Origin of the sequence: Actinomadura sp. WMMA1423 (assembly GCF_006547145.1) — a bacterium.
In the GTDB taxonomy this organism is placed as follows: Bacteria; Actinomycetota; Actinomycetes; order Streptosporangiales; family Streptosporangiaceae; genus Spirillospora.
In genome coordinates, this window is record NZ_CP041244.1 from 381261 (window position 1) to 401315 (window position 20055).

Below are 20055 nucleotides of genomic sequence, written 5' to 3' on the forward strand. Positions count from 1 at the left end.
ATCACGTTTAACCTCGGAGCATGCCAGACCTTGCTTACTACGCCTCCCTGCCGCGGGCCCGCGGCGCCGCGGCGGCCCTGCTGCTGGACGACCTGGGGCGGGTGCTGCTGGTCAAACCCACCTACAGCGAGGGCTGGTTCCTGCCCGGCGGGGTGATCGAGGCCGACGAGTCCCCGCTGTCGGCGTGCGTACGCGAGTGCGAGGAGGAGCTCGGCCTCGTCCCCCGGCTCGACGGGCTGGCCTGCGTCGACTGGGGCTCGCCGCGCGACGACGGCGTCGACGCGGTCAACGTGTTCGTCTTCGGCGGCACGATCACCGGACCCGAGATCGCGTCGATCCGGCTGCCGCCCGAGGAGCTCTCCGACCACATCCTCGTGGCGCCGGAGAAGGTCCCCGAGCTGGCGCCGCCGCACGTATCGCGCCGGCTGGAGCCCAGCCTGCGGGCCATGGCCGCGGGCGGCGCCGTCTACCTCGAGGACGGCCGCGAGCAGCCCTTCGGCGCCGCCCGCGCCTGAAACCGGGTGCCCGGGCGGAGCCGCCGGGCCGGCCGCCGGACCGGACGCCCGCGCCGGAACCGCGTCCGGACAGGACCGCGCCGGACAGGTCTACACCGACACCGCGTCCCGGATGGTGCGGGCGCGTTCGGGCTCGGCGGCGCGGGCGCAGTGCGCTCCGCAGTAGAAGTGCCCGCCCACGTCCACGCCGTGCCCCATGATCCGGCACTCGCAGTGCTCGCAGATCGGCGCCATCTTGGTGACCGCGCACTCGAACGAGTCGAACGTGTGCACCTCGCCCTGCGCGTGCACCTCGAACGCCATCGCGTACTCGTTCCCGCAGACCTCACAGGTTCCCATCGTCGCCTCTCCGTTCCCCCGCCGCGTCGCCCTCTCTGCCTACCCGGGCGCACCCGGGCCTACCCGTCCCCTCACAGCGTCCGGAACACGCTGTGCAGCGGAGTTATCACTTCCGTATGACCGGTCACACACGCGCGAAACCCGCGCTTCCTACGGTCGGGCCGTCGAAGCGACCCAAGGAGACCGCCTGATGACCGTCACCACCGAAGCCGCGCGCGCCGGGCGCGCCCATCCGACGAAGGGCCGCTGGATCGACGACTGGCGCCCCGAGGACCCCGCGTTCTGGGCGGCCGGAGGCGCCCGGACCGCCCGCCGCAACCTCATGTTCTCGATCTTCGCCGAGCACATCGGGTTCTCGGTGTGGACGCTGTGGTCGGTGCTGGTGCTGTTCCTCGGCCCCGCCTACGGCATCGACCCGGCCGGGAAGTTCACGCTCACCGCCGTCCCGGCCCTCGTCGGGTCGGCGCTGCGCATCCCCTACACCCTCGCGGTCGCCCGGTTCGGCGGACGCAACTGGACGGTGTTCAGCGCGGCGCTGCTGCTCGTCCCGGCGGTGCTCGCCGCCGTCCTCATCGAACCGGGCGTCTCGTTCACCACCCTGCTGCTGCTCGCGGCCGTGGCGGGCGTCGGCGGCGGCAACTTCGCCTCGTCGATGGCCAACATCAACGCGTTCTACCCGCAGCGGCTCAAGGGGTGGGCGCTCGGGATCAACGCGGGGGGCGGCAACCTCGGCGTCGCCGTCGTCCAGCTCGCCGGGCTCGCCGTCCTCGCCACCGCGGGCAAGGGCCACCCCGGCCTCGTCGCGGGCGTCTACATCCCGTTCATCGTCCTCGCCGCCCTCGGCGCCGCGCTCGCCATGGACAACCTGGCCCACGCCCGCAACGACAGGCGGGCCATGCGGGACGTCTGCAAGGACGCCCACACGTGGATCATGTCGGTGCTCTACATCGGCACCTTCGGATCGTTCATCGGGTTCGGCTTCGCGTTCGGGCAGGTCCTGCAGGTGCAGTTCAAGGCCGAGTTCGACACCCCGATCAAGGCGGCCTACCTGACGTTCCTCGGCCCCGCGCTCGGTTCGCTGATCCGTCCCGTCGGCGGCCGGCTCGCCGACCGGCTCGGGGGCGCGAAGGTCACCTTCTGCACGTTCGTGGCGATGGCCGCCTCGGCGGGCCTCGTGCTGGGCGCGTCGCTGCTCGGGTCCCTCGCGCTGTTCCTCACCGGCTTCGTGCTGCTGTTCGCCTTCAGCGGCGTCGGCAACGGCTCCACCTACAAGATGATCCCGGCGATCTTCAGGGCGAAGGCGCAGGCCGGCGTCGACGGCGGCGGGGACCCCGCCGCCGCCGAGCACGAGGCGCGCCGCCTGTCCGGGGCGCTCATCGGCATCGCGGGCGCCGTGGGGGCGTTCGGCGGGGTGCTGGTCAACATCGCGTTCCGCCAGTCGTTCCTGACCTACGGAACGGGCGACGGCGCCTACGTCGCGTTCATCGCCTTCTACGCGGTGTGCTGCGCGCTCACCTGGCTGGTCTACCTGCGGGCCCGCCCGGGGAGGCCGGCGGGCGTCTGACGGCGGGCTGGCGGACCGGGCGCCGCCGCCGCGAGCGGCCGGGCCCCTCGCCCGGGTCCGGCCACCGCGGCGACCGGCCCGAGGAGCGCAGCACCGCCTCCCAGGAGTCCCCCGGCTCCAGCGGCAGGTGCGGGACGCCCCAGTGCCAGGCCGACACCAGCAGGTCCGGGTCGCGCGGCCGGTAGTCGGCCCCGGTCGCGCGGGCCATGTCCCAGGCGTGCAGGTGCCACTCCACGCACGCCGCGCCCGCGTGGTCGCCGACCGTGTACTTGGTGCCCCGGTAGATCAGGTGCGTCCGGTCCCACATGTCGGGCATCAGGTCGGCGTACGCCCCCGCCGACACCCCGAAGGCCAGGATCCGCTCCGGGCCGGGCTCTGGCGGCAGCACCGCCAGCTCCGCCGCGTTCTGCCGCGCCTGCTGCCTGATCAGCACCGCCGTCGCCGCCTCCCGCGCGAACAGCTTCGCCAGGCGGCTGTCGGGCGCGTCCTGGAGGTACTCCAGGAAGTTCTCCGCGACGCACCGCAGGTGCCCCGCGAGGTCGATCAGCTGCCAGTCGGCGCAGGGCGTCGGCACGTCCCAGTCCCGGACGGTCTCCGCGAGCGCGCGGATCGCCTTCACCCCGTCCTGGTAGGACTCGAGTACGCGGCACCGGTCCGGCGGCGTGCGCTCCAAGTGACATCCCCCAACGTCCAGAGCACCCCAGTGCCCTCCCCGCCGGGACGCCGGCCGCGGCCGTCACGCTGGCGCGACGTACGGCGCGGCACCCCCGGCGCTCCCCCGGAGAGGGCAGACTCTCAAAGTTCGGCGGCCCGTGCCACCCGGTGACGCCGTGTCGCCACGCGTCCGCCGCGGCTCACACGTGGGCGGCGGGCTGCGTCCGATAGCTCAGCCGGTGCGCCTCGCGCGCCGTGCGCAGCCGGTCGACCTCCTCGGTCCACGGGCGCACCGCCGGGCGCGCCTTGGCCTTGCGGTAGGCGATCTCGGCGGCGCGGCGCGCCTTGGCGTCCTGCGCGTCCGTCGAGTACACGTTCGGCCCCATCGCGATCCGCTCGGACGCCTCGGCGGCGGCGAGCACCGCCGTCATCGCCCGGTCGAAGGCCACCGTCAGCTCCCGCAGCCGCGGCTCGGCCCCGCCGGAGGCCTGCGCCTCCCGCAGCGCCCGCTCCGCCTCGCCGGCGGCCGCGAGCCGGTCCTCGTACTCGCCCGCCAGCCGCTGGTCGGCCTCGTACGGCTCCGCTACGTCCTTGCTCACCCGGCGGCCCAGCGGCATGGTGGTACTCCCTCGACGGTCGTGCAGTGTCCGATCAGGGAAAGACTACGCGGGGTCCCGGCGTGTTGGCGCGGCGGACACCCGGCCCGGGCCCTTTACGTAGTAAGGTCGGATCATGGTCCGGCAACCCAGCATCAACGCCCAGCACCGCGCACCGCTGACCACCGACCGCATCATCGAGGAGGCCCTGCGGATCGTCGACGGCCAGGGGCTCGGCCGCCTCACGATGCGCCGCCTCGGCGACGCCCTGGAGGTGGAGGCGATGGCCATCTACCACCACCTCCCCCGCGGCAAGGAGCAGCTCCTCGACGGCCTCGTCGTGCACGTCGCGGCGGCACCGGCCGACACGGCGGCGCACGGACGCTGGCAGGACGTCCTGCGGGCTTGGGCCGGCGGCTACCGGGAGCGCCTGCTGGCGCACGCGGGCGTCCTCCCGCTGGTCGTCACGCGCCGCAACCCCGCCGCGCTCACCGAGACCCTCGCGTCCCTGCGGGAGGTGCTGCGCCGCGGCGGCGTCCCCGAGGACGCCGCCGCCGTCGCGGCGCACACCCTGCTCGGCTACGTGATCGGGCACGCCGCGCTGGAGGTGCGCGGCACCGCCGAGGACGGCGCCGCCGCCCGGATCGCCGCCGGCGAGGGCGGCGGGAGCGGCCCGGTCGACTGGGACGCCCGCTTCCGCGCCGGCCTCGACGTCGTCCTCGGCGGCGTGCGCTAGGCGCGGTCAGTCCTCGACGAGGATGATCTCCAGGTGCCGCGGGCCGTGGGCGCCCTCGACCCGCGCCGCCTCGACGGCGTGGGTGGCCGACGGCCCGCTGATCCACGTCAGCGGGTGCTCCGGGTCGAGCCGCTCGACCGCCTCCGGGACCGTCCCGACGATCTGGTCGGCGTGCACCACGCACAGGTGGTAGGCGGGGACGAGGGTGAGCGCCCGCCTGCCCTGCGCCCGGCCGCCGTCCAGGACGACCGTGCCCGTCTGCGCGACGGCCACGGCGCAGCCGGTGACGACGCCGTCGACCGCGGCGAGGGTGGCGAGGTCGACCGCCGGGGCGTCGGCCAGCGCCCGCACTCCGTCCAGCTCCGCGAGCCACCCGAACGGGAGGTCGGCCGGGACGACGATCTGCTTGGCCTCCCGCCCCCACAGCGCGGCCGCCACCGCCGTGCCCGCCTCGTCCGCGCCGACGTGCCGCACCGCGGCCCGGTTGTCGGCGACCCGCTCGGTGAACAGCGCGAGGACGTCGGCCCTGGTCTCGGCGTCGGCCGCGGGCAGCCGCCGGGCGTAGCCGCGCGCCGCGGGCGGGCGCGCGGCGCGGGCCCCGCCGAGCGCCTCGCGGACCCGCCGCAGCACCTCCTCCCGCGAGCTCATCCGCGCGTCCTGTCCCACCAGCCGCGGAAGCTCTCGGCCGGCGGCGCGGGCAGGTCCCGGGCCTCGGTCCACTTGCCGAGCAGGCCGGGGAGGCGGCGGATCCGCCCGCCGCGCGACAGCAGCCGGGCCCACCGGACGCCGCGCCGCACCGCCGCCTCGTGGCGGCGCGGGTCGCCCATCGTCCAGGCGAGGCCGCGCATCAGCGCCATCTCGGGGGTCGGGACGGGACGCCGCCGGCGCGACTCGACCACCGTGCCGCGCAGGTGCACCAGCAGGTCCGGAATGTCGATCTTCACCGGGCAGACGTCGGCGCAGGCGCCGCACAGCGTGGACGCGTACGGCAGCGAGGCGTCGGCGGCGCTCTCCACGCCGCGCGTCAGGGGGGTGAGGACCGCGCCGATCGGGCCGGGGTGGACCGGCCCGTAGGGGCGCCCGCCCGTCCGCTCGTAGACGGGGCAGACGTTCTGGCAGGCCGAGCAGCGGATGCAGCGCAGGGCGGCGCGGCCGACCTCGTCGGCCAGGGCGCGGGTGCGGCCGTTGTCGAGCAGGACGAGATGGAACTCGCGCGGCCCGTCGCCCGCGGTCACTCCCGTCCACGTCGAGACGTAGGGGGTCATCCGGTCGCCGGTCGACGAGCGCGGGAGCAGCTGGAGGAACACCTCCATGTCATCCCACGTCGGGACGACCTTGTCGATACCGGCGACGGTGATCAGCGTCTCGGGGAGCGTCAGGCACATCCGCGCGTTGCCCTCGGACTCCAGCACGACGGCGGTGCCGGTCTCGGCTACCAGGAAGTTCGCGCCGGTGACCGCGACGCGGGCGCGCAGGAACCGCTCGCGCAGGTGGGCGCGGGCGGCGGCGGCCAGCGCCTCGGGGTCGTCGGCGAGGCCGGGCCCGGCGGCGGGCACCGCGCGGCGGAACAGCTCCGCGATCTCCGCGCGGTCGCGGTGCGCGGCGGGCGACAGCAGGTGGGACGGCGCGTCCTCGGCGAGCTGCACGACCATCTCGGCGACCGCGGTCTCGCGGACGGTCACGCCCGCGCGCGCCAGCGCGTCGCCCAGACCGATCTCCCTCGCCGTCGCGGACGCGGCCTTGAGGACCTCCCTCGCGCCCGTCGCGCGGACCAGGCCGGTGACGACGCGGCGCGCCTCCGCGGCGTCCGCCGCCCAGTGGACGGTGCCGCCCGCCTCGGTGACGGCCCGCTCCAGCTCCTCCAGGTGGGAGTCGAGGTCGAGGAGCGCGGCGTCCCCGACGGCGCGCCCGGCCTCGCGGAGGTCCTCCCAGTCGGCGGCCTCCGCTGCCGCGGCGGCCTCCCGCTCCCGCAGCGCCGCCGTCGCGCCGCGCAGGTTGCGGCGCAGCCGGGTGTCGGCCAGTTCCGGCCGCGCGGCGGCGGCGAACTTCGGCCTCGGCGGCGGGACGGGCCCGCTCCTCCCCGTGGAGGAGGGCCCCGTCCCCGGGGAGGAGGCCGTCACGCCGGCCCCGTCTCGGCGAGGATCTCGGCCAGGTGCATCGTCCGCACGCCGCCCCGCAGCCGCGACAGCGCGCCTCCGATGTGGGCCAGGCACGGGTCGTCGACGGCGCAGACCACGTCGGCGCCGGTGTCGCGGATGTGCCTGACCTTGTCGGCGACCATCGCGACCGACACGTCCGCGTTCTTCATCGCGAACGCGCCGCCGAACCCGCAGCACTCCTCCGCGGACGGCAGTTCCACCAGGTCCAGGCCCCGCACCGCGCGCAGCAGCCGCACCGGCCGGTCACCGACGCCGAGCGCGCGCAGCGAGCGGCAGGACGGGTGGTAGGCGACCCGGTGCGGGAAGTACGCGCCGACGTCGGTGACCCCCAGGACGTCGACGAGGAGCTCCGTCAGCTCGTAGACGGCGAGGGCCTCGGCGGCGCGGGCCAGGCCGGGGTCGCGGGCCGTCCTGGCCAGCTTCGGGTAGTCGTCGCGGACGGTCGCGGCGCACGACGCGGACGGCGCCACCACGACCTCGCAGCCCTCGAACGCGGCCGCGTGGGAGCGGGCGAGCGCGGCGGCCTCGCGGTGGTAGCCGGCCGTCCAGTGGAACTGGCCGCAGCAGGTCTGCCCCGGCGGGAACGCCACCTCGTGCCCGAGCCGCTCCAGCAGCGCGGTCACGGCCTTCGCGGTGCCGGGGAACAGCACGTCGTCGAAGCACGCGACGGACAGCGCGACCCGCACCGGCCTCACTCCCCCAACCCGCAGAGCCCGTCCCCCGCCGAACATCGTAAGGGTTTCAGGCTCCGGCGGCGTGTCGTTCCCCGTCCGTCACCGCGCCGGGGGGACGCTACTGATCGCACCCCCGGAGTGGGAGGGATCACACCCGACCGGTACTCCGGTACCAATGGACAACCGTCCCAACGGGCTATGGCCGGTGGGGGCGAACCACTCCACACTGGGGTGCGTCAGAACAGGAAAGCACCACGACCGACCAGTTAGTTGAGACCGGAGGCACGCCATGTGCCCGCACCAGCCGCCTTGTCCCTCCCACGACGCACCCGACCGCGACGCCGCCCGCACGCTCGCCTCGCACCCCGAGCAGGGGTGGAGCCTGCTGTGCAACGGAGTCGTGCTGTTCGAGGACACCGGTGAGCTGCTGCCCGACGGGGGAGTCATCGCGCCGCACCGGCCGACGGACGCGCAGGCCACGTCCGCCGCTTGAGCGGTCTCCACGGGGGACTAGTTCAAACGGGTGATCATCCTCGGGGGCACGCCCACCACCACCGGCCTCTGGGCCCGCACCGGGCCCGGAGCCACTCTACTCCCGGCCCGTCCGCACTGGACGGGCCGCCCACCTTCTCAGCCACGGCTCCGCCGCCCGGCCGACCGCCGCGGGGTCCTTGTTCAGGTCGTGCCGCTCCCCCGCCAGCACCGCCACCTCGGCGGCGTCCGCCGGGTCGGGGACGCCGAACGGATCGCGGTCGCCGTTGACGACCAGGACCTCCACCCCCGCCGACCGCAGCTCGCCCACGCGGGTCTTCTCAGGCTTGCCCGGCGGGTGCAGCGGGAACGCCAGCGCCACCACGCCCGCCGCACCGGCCGCGGCCGCCGTCCGGCACGCCACCCGCGCGCCGTTGCTGCGGCCGCCCTGCACCAGCGGCACGTCGCCGAACCTCTCCCGCAGGACCGCGACCACCTCCAGCCACGCCTCGTCCTGCTTGGCCGCGGGGCCCGGCGCCCGCCGCCCGGCGAGCCGGAACGGCTGCGTCACCCGCGCGACGGCACCGCCGAGGGCGAGCGCCTCGGCCCGCACCGCGAGCAGGTCGGCCGCCTCCACTCCCCCGTTCGACCCGTGCGTCAGCACCAGCAGCAGCGCCGGCTCCGCCACCTCGTCGAGCACGACCTCCGCGGTCCCGTGCGCCGTCGCGACCTCCACGTGACACACCGTAGCGGCAGCCGCGAGCGGACCGTGCGGCAGACTGGGCCCATGGAGATCATGACCGAGAGCGAGTGGCGCGCGTTCGTCATGGAGGGCACCCGCACCGGCAAGGCCGGCGTCACCCGCAAGGACGGGACGCCGCACGTCACCCCGGTGTGGTTCGTCCTCGACGGCGACGACGTGCTGTTCAACACGGGCCGCCGCGGCGTCAAGGGGCGCGTCCTCGCCCGCGACCCGCGTGTGTCCATCTGCGTCGACGACCAGGCCCCGCCGTTCTCGTACGTGCTGATCCAGGCCGAGGCGACGCTCGTCGAGGACCTGGACGAGGTGCTCCGCTGGGCGACCGCCATCGGCGGCCGCTACATGGGCGCCGACCGGGCCGAGGAGTTCGGCCGCCGCAACGCGGTGCCGACCGAGTACCTCGTCCGCGCCCGCATCACCAAGGTGATCGCCGAGCGCGCCATCGCCGATTGACATCCTCTCCGTCCTAACGGACGGAGATTCCCTCCACGCTGCGCGTGGAACGCGCAGCGTCCGGGCGGGTTCCCGCTTCATTGCGCGCTGCCGGGACGAGTCCCGGTCTCACGTGCGCTCCACGGGCGTTGAGGTCCGCCTGTCCAGCGGCCCTGATATTCCTGGCGGCGTTGATGTCCCGGTCGTGGTGACTGCCGCACGGACAGTCCCACGTTCGGACGTTGAGCGCCATCTTCTCGTTGACCCGGCCGCAGGCCGAGCACATGCGGGTCGAGGGGAAGAACCGGTCCGCCCGGCAGAAGGTGCGCCCGTACCTGGCGGTTTTGTACTCCAGCATGCCGGTGAAGGCGGCCCAGCCCGCATCGTGCACGGACTTGGCCAGCCGGGTCCGGCACAGACCGGTCACGCACAGGTCCTCGACGTACACCGCTTGGTTCTCGCGGATGATCTGCGTGGAGAGCTTGTGCTGCCAGTCCCGCCGGGTGTCGGCCACCCGCGCATGGGCGCGGGCGACCTTGACGACGGCCTTCTTGCGGTTCTGACTCCCGCGCTGCTTGCGCGCGAGGGCTTGCTGCAGCCGCTTGAGCTTGCGGGCGGCGCGCCGCAGGAACTCGGGCGCGGTCACCTTCGTGCCGTCCGACAGCACCCGCGAAGTGCGTCAGGCCCAGGTCGATGCCGACCTCCGACTCCACCCGCGGCAGGGCCTGGTCCTCGGCCGTGACGACGAACGAGGCGAAGTACCGCCCGGCCGCGTCCTTGACCACTGTGACGGAGGTGGGCTCGGACGGCAGACTTCTGGACCAGCGCACCACTACGTCGCCGATCTTCGGCAGCCGCAAGCGGCCGTTGTCCAGGACCTTGAACCGGGCGTTCCTGGTGAAACGGATGGCCTGCCGGTTGTCCTTGCGCAAGCGGTACCGGGGCGGGGCCACCTTGCGGCCCTTGCGCTTGCCGGAGACCGACGCGAAGAAGTTGCGGTACGCGGTGTTGAGGTCGGCGAGGGCCTGCTGCAGCACCACCGACGACACCTCGCCCAGCCACGCCCGTTGCGGGGTCGCCTTGGCCAGCGTGATGACCTGCTTGGACAACTCGGCGTCCGACACGTACGGCAAGCCCCCCTCGCGGGCTTGCTGCCGCAGGCGCAGCCCGTTTGGTCTTCGTGACCAAGTTCCGGCATGAGGTGTTCGCCGACCGGCACCTGTCCCGCATGGAAGCGATCATGCGGGACGTGTGCCGTGACTTCCAGGCCGAGCTGGTCGAGTTCAACGGCGAGAACGACCACGTCCACCTACTCGTCAACCACCCGCCCAAGATGGCCGTGGCCCGCCTGGTCAACAGCCTCAAGGGCGTCTCCTCACGGCGGCTGCGGCAGGAGTTCCCCGACCTCGTGCCGCACTACTACCGGGCCAACAAGCTGTGGTCGGGTTCGTACTTCGCGGGCACCGTCGGCGGAGCACCGCTGAGCGCCGTGAGGCAGTACATCGACCAGCAGAACCGTCCAACTCAAGGCACCGCTCGGACCTTGCCGGCCCACCCCAGCGCGGGCCTTCACCCCCGGCCTGAAGACCGGAGCACTGGCCCGCATTCCGGTAGCTAGCCCTCGGTCCAGTCGGGGACGGGCGTGCCCATCGCCAGGCGGAACCGCTCGGCGAAGCTCTCGTGCAGCAGCGGGCCCCACTGGTACCCGCTCGGCACCCGCACCGCCCTGCCGAGGGTCTCGTGCGGCTCGCCCTCCCGGCGCTCGGCGTACCGGGCGGCGAGCAGCGCGTACATGTGGTCGAGGGCCCCGAACGCCTCACCGGTCAGGGCCGGGAGCGTCCCGTCCGACACGGCCTGCTCGACGACCGGCTCCCACCACAGGTCGCCGGGGTCGCCGTCGTCCTCGGCGTCGCCGAAGTCGCGGCGCAGCCGCGCCCGCACCTGCCCCGCGGTGCCGGGGTCGGCGAGGCCCCGCCGCCACACCTCGCCCGCCTCGGCGCCCCGCCCCCGCAGCGGCAGCGTCCGCGCCAGCAGCTCGGTGGCCAGCGGGCCGACCTCCGGGTCGGGCGGCTCCTCCCCCAGCGCCGCGCCGAACGCGCCGATCGCCTGGTCGAGGTAGGAGATGCCGAGCGCGACGGCGAGCCGCGCGTAGGCGTAGGGGGCGGCGGCCCGGTCGATCAGCTTGAGCCCGGCGGTCAGGATCCGCTGCGCCCGCGCGGGCTCGTCGCGCTCCAGCAGCCGCTGCGCGAGGTCGTGCGCGGCGGGCGGCCCGTACTCGGCGTCCCCGGTCGCGATCACCGCCTCCCAGTGGCCGCGGGCGGTGTCGAAGTCGCCGGCGTCGTCGGCGCCGCGGGCGAGGGCCAGGTGGGCGGGCGGGAGGTAGGCGGGGTTGCCGAAGTCGACCACGACCCGCCAGGCGGACGCGGCCCGCTCGTGCTCGCCGACCCGCTCGTGCGTGAGCGCCAGGTGGTAGGCGGCGCGCGGCCCGTACTCGGGGTCGGCGGTGGCGATCGCGGCGCGGTCGGCCTCCCGGGCCCGCTCCACGTGCCCGGCGTCGTCGAGGACGACCGCCAGCCCGAGCGCGGCCCGCGCGCGGAAGGGGGTGTCGCCGAGCGCGAGCACCCTCTCGAACAGCAGCGCGGCCCGCTCCGCCTCACCGTTCTCGGCGAGGCCGCGGGCCTCCTCGCACAGTCGCGCCGCGTCGTCGGACACGGCGTCCAGGGACTCGCTCATCGCTCTTCTGCCCTCTGGTTCGGGATCAGCAGAAGCGTAGCGACAGGCCCCCGCCCCCGTCCCGCCCCGACACCCCGAAATCCCCGCCATGATCACAAATCCGTCCCCGGAGCCGCCCCCATGATCTTCGCGGGCGCCGAGCCCCGGCGAAGGCGCGAACGGCGCCCGGCCGCCACCTCGGCCCCCGACGACCCGAACACACGGTCCGACTCAGTCCTCGAACGCCTCCGGGGGCGGGCAGGAGCAGACGAGGTTGCGGTCGCCGTAGGCCTGGTCGATGCGGCGGACCGGGGGCCAGTACTTGTTCTCCCGCAGGGACGGGAGGGGGTAGGCGGCCTCCTCGCGCGTGTAGGCGTGCTTCCAGTCGTCGGAGACGAGGCAGGCGGCGGTGTGCGGGGCGTTCTTGAGGGGGTTGTCCTCGGCGTCGTAGCCGCCGTCGGCCACGCGCCGGATCTCCCGGCGGATCTCGATCATGGCGTCGCAGAACCGGTCGAGTTCGGCGAGGTCCTCGGACTCGGTGGGCTCGATCATCAGGGTCCCCGCGACGGGGAACGACAGGGTCGGGGCGTGGAAGCCGTAGTCGATGAGGCGCTTGGCGACGTCCTCGGCGGTGATCCCCGTCTCCTTGGTGATCTTGCGGAGGTCGGCGATGCACTCGTGCGCGACGAGGCCGTTCCGGCCGGTGTACAGGATCGGGTAGTGCGGGCCGAGGCGGGCGGCGAGGTAGTTGGCGCCGATGATCGCGCCCTCGGTGGCGGCGCGCAGGCCGTCCGGGCCCATCATGGCGATGTAGGCCCAGGAGATCGGCAGGATGCCGGCCGATCCCCACGGGGCCGCGGAGACGGGGCCGACGCCGGTGCCGGGGCCGGCCTCCTCGCGCAGCGGGTGGTTGGGCAGGAACGGGGCCAGGTGCTCGCGGACGCCGATCGGGCCGACGCCGGGCCCGCCGCCGCCGTGCGGGATGCAGAACGTCTTGTGCAGGTTGAGGTGGGAGACGTCCGAGCCGAACTCGCCGGGGCGGGCCAGGCCGACGAGGGCGTTGAGGTTGGCGCCGTCGACGTAGACCTGGCCGCCGGCCTCGTGCACGGCCGCGCACACCTCGGTGATCGTCTCCTCGAAGACGCCGTGCGTGGACGGGTAGGTCACCATGATCGCCGCGAGCCGGTCGCCGTGCCGCTCGAGCCTGGCGCGCAGGTCGTCGAGGTCGATGTTGCCGCCCTCGTCGCACGCGACGACGACGACCCGCATCCCGGCCATGACGGCGCTGGCGGCGTTGGTGCCGTGGGCCGAGGAGGGGATCAGGCAGACGTCGCGGCGCTCCTCGCCGCGGGAGGCGTGGTAGCCGCGGATGGCGAGCAGGCCGGCCAGTTCGCCCTGGGAGCCGGCGTTCGGCTGGACGGAGACCTTCGCGTACCCGGTGATCTCGGCGAGGCGGTCCTCCAGCTCGCCGATCAGCTCGACGTACCCCGCGGCCTGGTCGATCGGCGCGAACGGGTGGAGGTCGGCGAACTGCGGCCAGGTGATCGGCTCCATCTCGGCGGTGGCGTTCAGCTTCATGGTGCAGGAGCCGAGGGGGATCATGGAGCGGTCGAGCGCGATGTCCTTGTCCTGGAGCCTGCGCAGGTAGCGCAGCATCGCGGTCTCGGAGCGGTGCGCGTGGAAGACCGGGTGGGTCAGGTAGGGGCTCTCGCGGCGCAGGGCGTCCGGGAACGACTCGGGGGCGTCGCCCGCCGCGGCCGGGGCGCCGAAAGCCTCCAGCACGGCCGCGACGTGCTCGGGCAGCGTCGTCTCGTCGCAGGCGGCCGCGACCCGGTCGGGCCCGTCGGGGCGAAGGTTGATCCCGCGCTCGCGGGCCGCCGCGACGACCTCGGCGGCGCGTCCTGGCACGCGGGCGAGGACGGTGTCGAAGAACGCGTCGTGCACGACCTCGATACCGCCGGCGCGCAGCCCCGCGGCGATCTCGGCGGCCCGGCGGTGCGTCCGCTGCGCGATCGCGGCCAGCCCCTCGGGGCCGTGGTAGACCGCGTACATGCTCGCCATCACGGCGAGCAGGACCTGCGCGGTGCAGATGTTGCTGGTGGCCTTCTCGCGGCGGATGTGCTGCTCGCGGGTCTGCAGCGCCAGCCGGTAGGCGGTGGCGCCGTCCGCGTCGACCGACACGCCCACCAGGCGCCCGGGGAGCTGCCGCTGGATGCCCTCGCCGACGGCCATGTAGCCGGCGTGCGGGCCGCCGAACCCGTAGGGGACGCCGAAGCGCTGCGCGGAGCCCACCGCGATGTCGGCGCCGGCCTCGCCGGGCGGGCGCAGCAGCGTCAGCGCGAGGAGGTCGGCGGCGACGACGGCCTTCGCGCCGCGCTCGTGGGCCTGCGCGATGACCGGCTCCAGGTCGCGGACGGCGCCGGACGCGCCCGGGTACTGGAGCAGCACGCCGAAGAAGTCGCCCTCCGGGAGCCCGCCGGACAGGTCGGCGACGACCACCTCGATCCCGAGCGGGACCGCGCGCGTCCGGACGACCTCGACGGTCTGCGGGAGGGCGTCGGCGTCGACGAGGAACGACCCGGGCTCCTTGCGCCTGGACACGCGGTGCGCGAGGGCCATCGCCTCGGCGGCGGCGGTGCCCTCGTCCAGCATGGAGGCGTTCGCGACGGGCAGCCCGGTCAGGTCGCCGACCATCGTCTGGAAGTTCAGCAGGGCCTCGAGGCGCCCCTGGGAGATCTCCGGCTGGTAGGGCGTGTAGGCGGTGTACCAGCCCGGGTTCTCCAGCACGTTCCGCATGATCACGCCGGGCGTGGTCGTCCCGTGGTAGCCGAGCCCGATCATGGACGTCAGGACCGTGTTGCGGGACGCCAGCTCGCGGAGCCGGTCCAGCGCGGCGGTCTCGCTCAGGGCGGGCGGCAGGTCCAGCGGCCGGGAGGTGCGGATGGCGGCGGGGACCGCGTCGTCGATCAGGGCCTCGGCGCCGGAGTAGCCGATGGCGGCCAGCATCCTCGCCTGGTCGGCCGGCGAGGGGCCCACATGGCGGTCGGCGAACGCCGACCGGGGATGCTGCGGCGCGGCCACGGGGGCGAAGAACTGGGCGGTCATGGAGGGCCTCCTGGCTGCTGCGGTCGCTCAGGTGGGCCGACGGCACGGGCCGGCGGCCGGGTCTCCCCCTCTGTCATCGGCACCTGAGAGCTTCACCCGCGCGCAGCGGGGTTTCCCCTTCGGTGAGCCGCCTTCCCCGTCCGCGGGGACCGACGCCTGCTTTCCAGAGGTGCCTCGCCCGAGCGGTCCTTTTTGCCTGAGAGGTTCCGGGGATGTTGCCCCTTCGGCGCCCCGCGCTGGCGGCGTGGGGTCTCTCCCGCACAGGGTCGACGGCATGTCCTAGGACGAACCCTACCCAAAGGCGCGTCCACGGGGGCGTTCCGGCCCGCCGCAAGGCCCGTGCCCTCCGTCGCGGGAGGCCTACCGGCGAGTACCATGTGCTCACCCACCTGGGACGGGAGGGGCTCGGGCCGCACGGGGGCGGGGAGATGAGGCTGCGGGATGGACGCGCGTCCCGGCGGCGGCCCATCGACTCGACGGCGCGCCGCCGGGTCTGGGACGCTGGCCACGATGACCGATGGCCGGAGCGGCGGTACGGCGTGACACAGACCCACGACGGCGCGGTGCGCCCGGCGCAGGGGGCGGCCGCCGGTATCCCCGTCGAGGAGCCCGCCCAGCCCGACCGGATCCGCCGCCCGTCCGACGCCATCAGGTTCGCGGCGTCCGTCGTGGCGCTGGCGGCGGTCATGCTGCTGGTGTCGATCGCGCAGCAGACCACGCACGGCCTGCAGACCGACATCGCGCAGGGCACCGCGCACGCGCCGCGGCCGCTGCTCACGCTGGCGACCCTGGTGTCCAGCTTCGGGGTGCTCGCCGTGCCGATCGCCTTCGCGATCGAGCGGCTGTTCCACAAGGACGGCACGCGCGTCGCGATCGCGCTGCTGGCCGCGATGATCGCCTTCGGCGTCACGGTGGGCCTGGACGACCTGGTGGTGCGGGCCGCGCCGGGGGGCGTCCTGGACTCGCTGATCTGGGGCGGCACCGAGACCGCCCCCGTGCACACCGACATCGCGCCGGTGATCGCGTTCGTCAGCGCGGTCGGGATGGCGGGCCGCGCCCGCTGGCAGGCCGCGACCTGGACCATGATCGGCCTGGCCGCGCTGACGGGGCTGACCGCGTCCTACGCCTCCGTCGCCGCGCTGGCGGCCACCTACCTGCTGGGCCGCGCCATCGGCCACGGCACCCTCTACGCGGTCGGGACGCCGAACCCGCGCCCGTCCGGCAGGACCGTGGCGGCCGCGCTGGAGCGGCTCGGCCTGCGGCCGGAGCGGGCGGCGCGCCTGGACGGCACGGGCGAGGCCGCCGACGGGACGCGCCGCTACGGAGTCGTCCTCGCGGCCTTCCCGCGGGACGGGGCCGGCGCCCGGCTCCCGGTGGAGCGCGGGCCGCACGGCGAGTGGGACGTGGAGGTCCGCGTCCTCGACCGCGACCAGCAGACCGCCGGGCTGCTCTACCGCGTCTGGCGGCTGCTGCGGCTGCGCGGCGACACGACCGGGCGGACGCTGCGCTCGCTCCGCCGGTCCCTGGAGCTCGAGTCGCTCATGGCGTACGCGGTGGACGCGGCGGGCGCCCGGACGCCGCGCATCGTCGGCACGTGCGAGGTCGGCACCGAGGCGGCGCTGCTGGCCTACGGGCACGTGCCGGGGCGGCGGCTCGGGGACGTCCCGCGCGAGGAGGTCACGGACGCGCTGCTGACGGACGTGTGGCGGCAGTTCCGGGCGCTGCAGGCCGGGCGGCTCGCGCACCGGCGGCTGGAGGGCGGGGCGGTCCTGGTCGGCGACGACGGCCTCGCCTACCTCACCGACCTGCGGTCGGGCGAGACGGCGGCGGGCGACCTCGCGCTGCGCCTGGACCTGGCGCAGCTGCTCACGACCCTGGCGCTGCGGGCGGGGCCGGAGCGGGCGGTGCGGACGGCGGCGTCCGTGCTGGGCGAGGAGGCGCTCGGCGGGGCGGTGCCGCTGCTCCAGCGGGTGGCGCTGTCCCGGGCGACCCGCACCGCGCTGCGGCACGACAAGGAGCTGCTCACCCGCATCCGGGAGCAGATCGTCCGGCTGAAGCCGGAGACGGAGGCGGCCCCGGCCAAGCTGGAGCGGTTCCGGCCCCGGACCATCGTCAGCATCGTGGCGCTGTCGGTCGCGGCGTACATCGTCATCCCGCAGGTGACCAGCCTGGACATCGGCCATCTGGCGGCCACGGCGAGCTGGCACTGGGTCGCGGCGGCGCTCGGGGCGGCCGCGCTCACCTACGTCGCCGCCGCGCTCATGCTGATGGGGTTCGTCCCGGAGCGGCTGCCGCTGTCGCGGACGGTCCTGGTGCAGCTGGCCGCGTCGTTCGTGAAGCTGGTCGCGCCGGCGGCGGTGGGCGGCGTCGCCGTCAACACGCGCTACCTGCAGCGCACGGGGGTCCGGCCGACCCTCGCCGTCGCGAGCGTGGGCGCGTCCCAGCTCGTGGGCATGGTCATCCACATCCTGCTGCTGGTGCTGTTCGGCTTCCTGACGGGGTCGACGGCGAAGGCGACCCAGGACCTCGCCCCGTCCCGGACGATCGTGCTCGCGGTGCTGGGGCTCGGGCTGCTCGCGGGGCTCGCGCTGACGGTGCCGCGGGTGCGGCGGGTCGTCGCCTCGCGGCTGAGGGCGATGTTCTCGGGCGTGGTGCCGCGCCTCGTGGACGTCCTGCAGTCGCCGAGCAAGCTCGCCACCGGGATGGGCGGCACCCTGCTGCTGACGCTGGCGTTCTCACTGTGCCTCGACGCGTCGATCCGGGCGTTCGGCGGGTCGCTGCCGTGGACGACGGTGGTCCTGGTGTTCCTGACCGCGAACGCGGTCGGGTCGGCCGCGCCGACGCCGGGCGGGCTCGGCGCCGTCGAGGGCGCCCTCACCCTGGCTCTGACGATCTCGGGGCTGACGGCGGAGACCGCGACGTCGGCGGTGCTGCTCTACCGGCTCCTCACCCTGTGGCTGCCGGTGCTGCCCGGTTGGGGGGCGTTCGCCTTCCTGCAGCGCAAGGAGGCTCTCTGAGGGGTCGGGGGTCAGCCGGTGCGGCGGGCGCGCCGCCGGTCGGCCAGCTCGTCGTAGGGGTGCCCGGCGGGGTCGGCGTCGCCGGTGGAGGCGCGCTCACCCGGTAGTTCCGCCAGGCTGCCCTCCACCTCCTGCCACACCCGGCCGAGCGCGATGCCGAACACGCCCTGCCCGCCCTGGAGGAGATCGACGACCTCGTCCGGGGAGGTGCACTCGTACACGCTGACGCCGTCGCTCATCAGGGTGATCTGGGCGAGGTCCTGGACGCCGCGGTCGCGCAGGTGGGTCACGGCCGTGCGTATCTGCTGGAGCGAGACGCCGGTGTCCAGGAGCCGCTTGACGACCTTCAGGACGAGGATGTCGCGGAAGCTGTACAGCCGCTGGCTGCCCGACCCCTGCGCCGACCGCACGCTGGGCTCCACCAGCTTGGTGCGGGCCCAGTAGTCGAGCTGCCGGTAGGTGATCCCAGCCGCGGCGCACGCCGTCGGGCCGCGGTAGCCGACATCCTCCGGCGGCGCGGACACCTGGGTGTCGAAGAGCAGGCCCTGCTCTCCGGCACGGCGGGACGCCACGCGCCTGTCGGGGGTCGCCTTGCCCTCGCCGCTGCTCACCGCCACGCGGACCTCCGGCTTCTATCATCCCGCAGCGGTTCGTCAAGGGGGTTTGACGAATTACACCACGGGTGTTCCACCAGCACGGTAGGTGCCGGTCAGGGTGTGGTCAACGTTCATCGTCGGCGCGTCGCATGCCCGGATGAACCGGCTTCACATGGGCAAACTGCACACCTTCGCCACACACGCAGTCCATACCCCGATGGTTCCCCCGCAAAAACCGCCAGGTCCGACCCAATGGGCGACCAATCGCCCCATCGCACGAACTCACCGTCCAGAGTGACATTCGCCACAGGCACCACCACAGGAGGCGCTCAACCGGCGGGTCAGGGCGAAAGCGGGCCTATCCGGCCCGGCCGAAGTCCTCCGGGGAGATCGTGTCGAGGAACTCGCGGAACTTCTCGACCTCGTCCTCCTGCTCGTCGGGGATGGCGACGCCGGCCTCCTCCAGAACGTCCTCGCTGGCGAAGATCGTCGCGCCGGTGCGCAGGGCGAGGGCGATGGAGTCGGACGGCCGGGCGCTCACCTCGACGCCGTTGGAGAAGATCAGGTCGGCGAAGAAGATCCCCTCGCGGAGCGCGGTGATGTTGACCGTGCGGAGCTGGACGCTGAGGGCGTCCAGGACGTCGCGGAACAGGTCGTGGGTGAGGGGCCGGGCGGGCAGCACCCCCTGCTGGGCGAAGGCGATCGCGGTCGCTTCGACCGCCCCGATCCAGATGGGCAGGTAGCGATCGCCCTCCGTCTCCTTCAACAGGACGATCGGCTGATTGGAGGGCATCTCGACCCGGACGCCGACGACCTCCATCTGCTTCACTGCGGCTCCCTGCTGGTTCTCGCTGTCTCGATCACCACGTGCAGCGGATCGATTCCTGACCGAACCATGTAGCCAACGTACACCCAGGCTCGGACGGCTCGCGGCGCACGGGGGGCGGGAAAATCCTCCGCCGGCGGCGTGCTCAGCGGTCGAGGCTCTCGCGCAGACCCGCGCCCACCAGCGCGGCGTGCAGCCGGACCGACAGCGCGGCGATCTCCCGCGCGGCCTCGGCGGCCTGCTCGTGCGCGCCGCGGCTGCGGCGGCGCAGCTGCGGCGCGACCATCTGCTCGATCAGGCCGACCTGGCGGTCGGCGGCGGCCTTGACGGCGCGCAGGTGCCGGACCTCGAAGCCGAACTCGCCGAGCGCGGCCGCCACGCGCGCGATGTTCAGCGCCTCGCCCTCGTAGTGCGCGCCGGTCCGGCGGACGAGCCCGTACTCCTCGAGGCGGGCGAGGAGCGCCTCGTCGATCCCGGCGCCGTCCAGGAGCTGGCGCCGGGTGAGCCGGACGGCGGGGTCAGGGGCGGTGGTGTCGGCGGCCACGAGCGTGCGTGGGCGCCGCCGGTCCGGCTCGGCGGGGCCCTGGCGGGGGGCGCCGAGCGGCGGGGCGCTCTCGCCGCGGTCGCGCGCCTCCAGGTGCTGCCTGATGACGCGCAGCGGCATGTAGTGGTCGCGCTGCGCGGTGAGGACGTACCGCAGGCGCTCGACGTCGGCGTCGCAGAACTTGCGGTACCCGGAGGGGCTGCGCTCCGGCTCGACCAGCCCCTCGGACTCCAGGAAGCGGATCTTCGAGATCGTGATGTCGGGGAACTCGGGCCTGAGCAGCCCGAGGACGTCCCCGATCGTCATCGGGGACCGGGCCGGCTCCGCGTTCAAGGGCCCTCCCATCGTTCGCCGC

Annotated in this window: 19 protein-coding genes, 1 pseudogene and 1 riboswitch; of the genes and pseudogenes, 7 read left to right on the top strand and 13 right to left on the bottom strand. The window is 74.4% G+C overall.

What is annotated here, in order from left to right; all coding sequences use genetic code 11:
• Window positions 1-20: 20 nt before the first annotated feature.
• Window positions 21-515, top strand: coding sequence for an NUDIX hydrolase (locus FKD65_RS01870; protein ID WP_141575664.1), 495 nt, complete (start codon window positions 21-23; stop codon window positions 513-515).
• A gap of 90 nt (window positions 516-605) precedes the next feature.
• On the opposite strand, the gene FKD65_RS01875 is transcribed toward FKD65_RS01870, so the two are convergent.
• On the bottom strand, window positions 606-854 hold the full coding sequence (locus FKD65_RS01875; protein ID WP_141575666.1) for a hypothetical protein: 249 nt from the start codon (window positions 852-854) through the stop codon (window positions 606-608).
• A 190-nt stretch (window positions 855-1044) separates the two neighbouring features.
• On the opposite strand from FKD65_RS01875, the gene FKD65_RS01880 reads away from it, so the two are divergent.
• Window positions 1045-2418: a NarK/NasA family nitrate transporter gene (locus tag FKD65_RS01880; protein WP_141575670.1), complete on the top strand. Its 1374-nt coding sequence runs from the start codon at window positions 1045-1047 to the stop codon at window positions 2416-2418.
• Here the strand turns inward: FKD65_RS01880 and FKD65_RS01885 are convergent.
• Window positions 2366-3091 (bottom strand): maleylpyruvate isomerase N-terminal domain-containing protein, encoded by a 726-nt coding sequence (locus tag FKD65_RS01885; protein ID WP_141575673.1) that lies wholly within the window; start codon window positions 3089-3091, stop codon window positions 2366-2368. The two genes, FKD65_RS01880 and FKD65_RS01885, sit on opposite strands and share 53 nt — an antisense overlap.
• Window positions 3092-3272: 181 nt before the next feature.
• Complete coding sequence (locus FKD65_RS01890; protein ID WP_141575675.1) at window positions 3273-3689, bottom strand: plectin; 417 nt, start codon at window positions 3687-3689, stop codon at window positions 3273-3275.
• A gap of 115 nt (window positions 3690-3804) precedes the next feature.
• Between FKD65_RS01890 and FKD65_RS01895 the strand changes: the two genes are divergently transcribed.
• Entirely contained in the window at window positions 3805-4404 is a 600-nt protein-coding gene (locus FKD65_RS01895) for a TetR/AcrR family transcriptional regulator (RefSeq protein ID WP_141575677.1), read from the top strand.
• Window positions 4405-4410: 6 nt separating this feature from the next.
• On the opposite strand, the gene FKD65_RS01900 is transcribed toward FKD65_RS01895, so the two are convergent.
• The 3 genes from FKD65_RS01900 to FKD65_RS01910 form a co-directional block, all read right to left on the bottom strand.
• Window positions 4411-5052 (bottom strand): LUD domain-containing protein, encoded by a 642-nt coding sequence (locus FKD65_RS01900; RefSeq protein ID WP_141575679.1) that lies wholly within the window; start codon window positions 5050-5052, stop codon window positions 4411-4413.
• Window positions 5049-6425 carry a lactate utilization protein B gene (locus tag FKD65_RS01905; protein WP_240810429.1) on the bottom strand — a complete coding sequence of 459 codons (1377 nt, stop codon included), beginning with the start codon at window positions 6423-6425 and terminating at the stop codon, window positions 5049-5051. The genes FKD65_RS01900 and FKD65_RS01905 overlap by 4 nt, the downstream gene beginning before the upstream one ends.
• Window positions 6426-6520: 95 nt before the next feature.
• The gene (locus tag FKD65_RS01910) at window positions 6521-7249 is read right to left on the bottom strand and encodes a (Fe-S)-binding protein (protein ID WP_141575682.1); all 729 of its coding nucleotides are present in this window, start codon (window positions 7247-7249) and stop codon (window positions 6521-6523) included.
• Window positions 7250-7526: 277 nt separating this feature from the next.
• Between FKD65_RS01910 and FKD65_RS01915 the strand changes: the two genes are divergently transcribed.
• The gene (locus FKD65_RS01915) at window positions 7527-7730 is read left to right on the top strand and encodes a DUF5999 family protein (protein WP_141575683.1); all 204 of its coding nucleotides are present in this window, start codon (window positions 7527-7529) and stop codon (window positions 7728-7730) included.
• A gap of 96 nt (window positions 7731-7826) precedes the next feature.
• On the opposite strand, the gene FKD65_RS01920 is transcribed toward FKD65_RS01915, so the two are convergent.
• Window positions 7827-8444 (bottom strand): alpha/beta family hydrolase, encoded by a 618-nt coding sequence (locus FKD65_RS01920; protein ID WP_141575684.1) that lies wholly within the window; start codon window positions 8442-8444, stop codon window positions 7827-7829.
• 51 nt (window positions 8445-8495) lie between these two features.
• Here FKD65_RS01920 and FKD65_RS01925 point away from each other — a divergent pair, with 51 nt between their 5' ends.
• Entirely contained in the window at window positions 8496-8921 is a 426-nt protein-coding gene (locus tag FKD65_RS01925; RefSeq protein WP_141575685.1) for a PPOX class F420-dependent oxidoreductase, read from the top strand.
• 13 nt (window positions 8922-8934) lie between these two features.
• Here the strand turns inward: FKD65_RS01925 and FKD65_RS46515 are convergent, their stop codons facing one another.
• Window positions 8935-9567 (bottom strand): RNA-guided endonuclease InsQ/TnpB family protein, encoded by a 633-nt coding sequence (locus tag FKD65_RS46515; protein ID WP_368367203.1) that lies wholly within the window; start codon window positions 9565-9567, stop codon window positions 8935-8937.
• Between the two features lie 504 nt (window positions 9568-10071).
• Between FKD65_RS46515 and tnpA the strand changes: the two are divergent.
• Window positions 10072-10413: pseudogene (gene tnpA, locus FKD65_RS01935) on the top strand (IS200/IS605 family transposase); the annotation flags it as partial.
• A gap of 101 nt (window positions 10414-10514) precedes the next feature.
• On the opposite strand, the gene FKD65_RS01940 reads toward tnpA, so the two are convergent.
• Entirely contained in the window at window positions 10515-11633 is a 1119-nt protein-coding gene (locus tag FKD65_RS01940) for a lipopolysaccharide assembly protein LapB (RefSeq protein WP_141575687.1), read from the bottom strand.
• 210 nt (window positions 11634-11843) lie between these two features.
• Window positions 11844-14717 (bottom strand): aminomethyl-transferring glycine dehydrogenase, encoded by a 2874-nt coding sequence (gene gcvP / locus FKD65_RS01945; RefSeq protein WP_141575688.1) that lies wholly within the window; start codon window positions 14715-14717, stop codon window positions 11844-11846.
• Window positions 14718-14890: 173 nt separating this feature from the next.
• Window positions 14891-14986, bottom strand: a riboswitch (glycine riboswitch).
• A 270-nt stretch (window positions 14987-15256) separates the two neighbouring features.
• Here gcvP and FKD65_RS01950 point away from each other — a divergent pair.
• Window positions 15257-17734 (top strand): lysylphosphatidylglycerol synthase transmembrane domain-containing protein, encoded by a 2478-nt coding sequence (locus FKD65_RS01950; protein WP_240809934.1) that lies wholly within the window; start codon window positions 15257-15259, stop codon window positions 17732-17734.
• Between the two features lie 11 nt (window positions 17735-17745).
• Here FKD65_RS01950 and FKD65_RS01955 read toward each other — a convergent pair whose 3' ends face one another.
• The 3 genes from FKD65_RS01955 to FKD65_RS01965 form a co-directional block, all read right to left on the bottom strand.
• Window positions 17746-18351: a MerR family transcriptional regulator gene (locus tag FKD65_RS01955; protein ID WP_141575691.1), complete on the bottom strand. Its 606-nt coding sequence runs from the start codon at window positions 18349-18351 to the stop codon at window positions 17746-17748.
• A 337-nt stretch (window positions 18352-18688) separates the two neighbouring features.
• Window positions 18689-19159: a bifunctional nuclease family protein gene (locus FKD65_RS01960; RefSeq protein ID WP_067468341.1), complete on the bottom strand. Its 471-nt coding sequence runs from the start codon at window positions 19157-19159 to the stop codon at window positions 18689-18691.
• Window positions 19160-19301: 142 nt separating this feature from the next.
• The gene (locus FKD65_RS01965) at window positions 19302-20033 is read right to left on the bottom strand and encodes a MerR family transcriptional regulator (RefSeq protein WP_141575693.1); all 732 of its coding nucleotides are present in this window, start codon (window positions 20031-20033) and stop codon (window positions 19302-19304) included.
• Window positions 20034-20055 lie beyond the last annotated feature (22 nt).

Excerpts from the sequence above, each read along its gene's own strand:
- FKD65_RS01870 (WP_141575664.1), top strand. The coding sequence starts at position 21 with ATGCCAGACCTTGCTTACTACGCCTCCCTGCCGCGGGCCCGCGGCGCC.
- FKD65_RS01875 (WP_141575666.1), bottom strand. The coding sequence starts at position 854 with ATGGGAACCTGTGAGGTCTGCGGGAACGAGTACGCGATGGCGTTCGAG.
- FKD65_RS01880 (WP_141575670.1), top strand. The coding sequence starts at position 1,045 with ATGACCGTCACCACCGAAGCCGCGCGCGCCGGGCGCGCCCATCCGACG.
- FKD65_RS01890 (WP_141575675.1), bottom strand. The coding sequence starts at position 3,689 with ATGCCGCTGGGCCGCCGGGTGAGCAAGGACGTAGCGGAGCCGTACGAG.
- FKD65_RS01895 (WP_141575677.1), top strand. The coding sequence starts at position 3,805 with ATGGTCCGGCAACCCAGCATCAACGCCCAGCACCGCGCACCGCTGACC.
- FKD65_RS01900 (WP_141575679.1), bottom strand. The coding sequence starts at position 5,052 with ATGAGCTCGCGGGAGGAGGTGCTGCGGCGGGTCCGCGAGGCGCTCGGC.
- FKD65_RS01915 (WP_141575683.1), top strand. The coding sequence starts at position 7,527 with ATGTGCCCGCACCAGCCGCCTTGTCCCTCCCACGACGCACCCGACCGC.
- FKD65_RS01925 (WP_141575685.1), top strand. The coding sequence starts at position 8,496 with ATGGAGATCATGACCGAGAGCGAGTGGCGCGCGTTCGTCATGGAGGGC.
- FKD65_RS01940 (WP_141575687.1), bottom strand. The coding sequence starts at position 11,633 with ATGAGCGAGTCCCTGGACGCCGTGTCCGACGACGCGGCGCGACTGTGC.
- gcvP (WP_141575688.1), bottom strand. The coding sequence starts at position 14,717 with ATGACCGCCCAGTTCTTCGCCCCCGTGGCCGCGCCGCAGCATCCCCGG.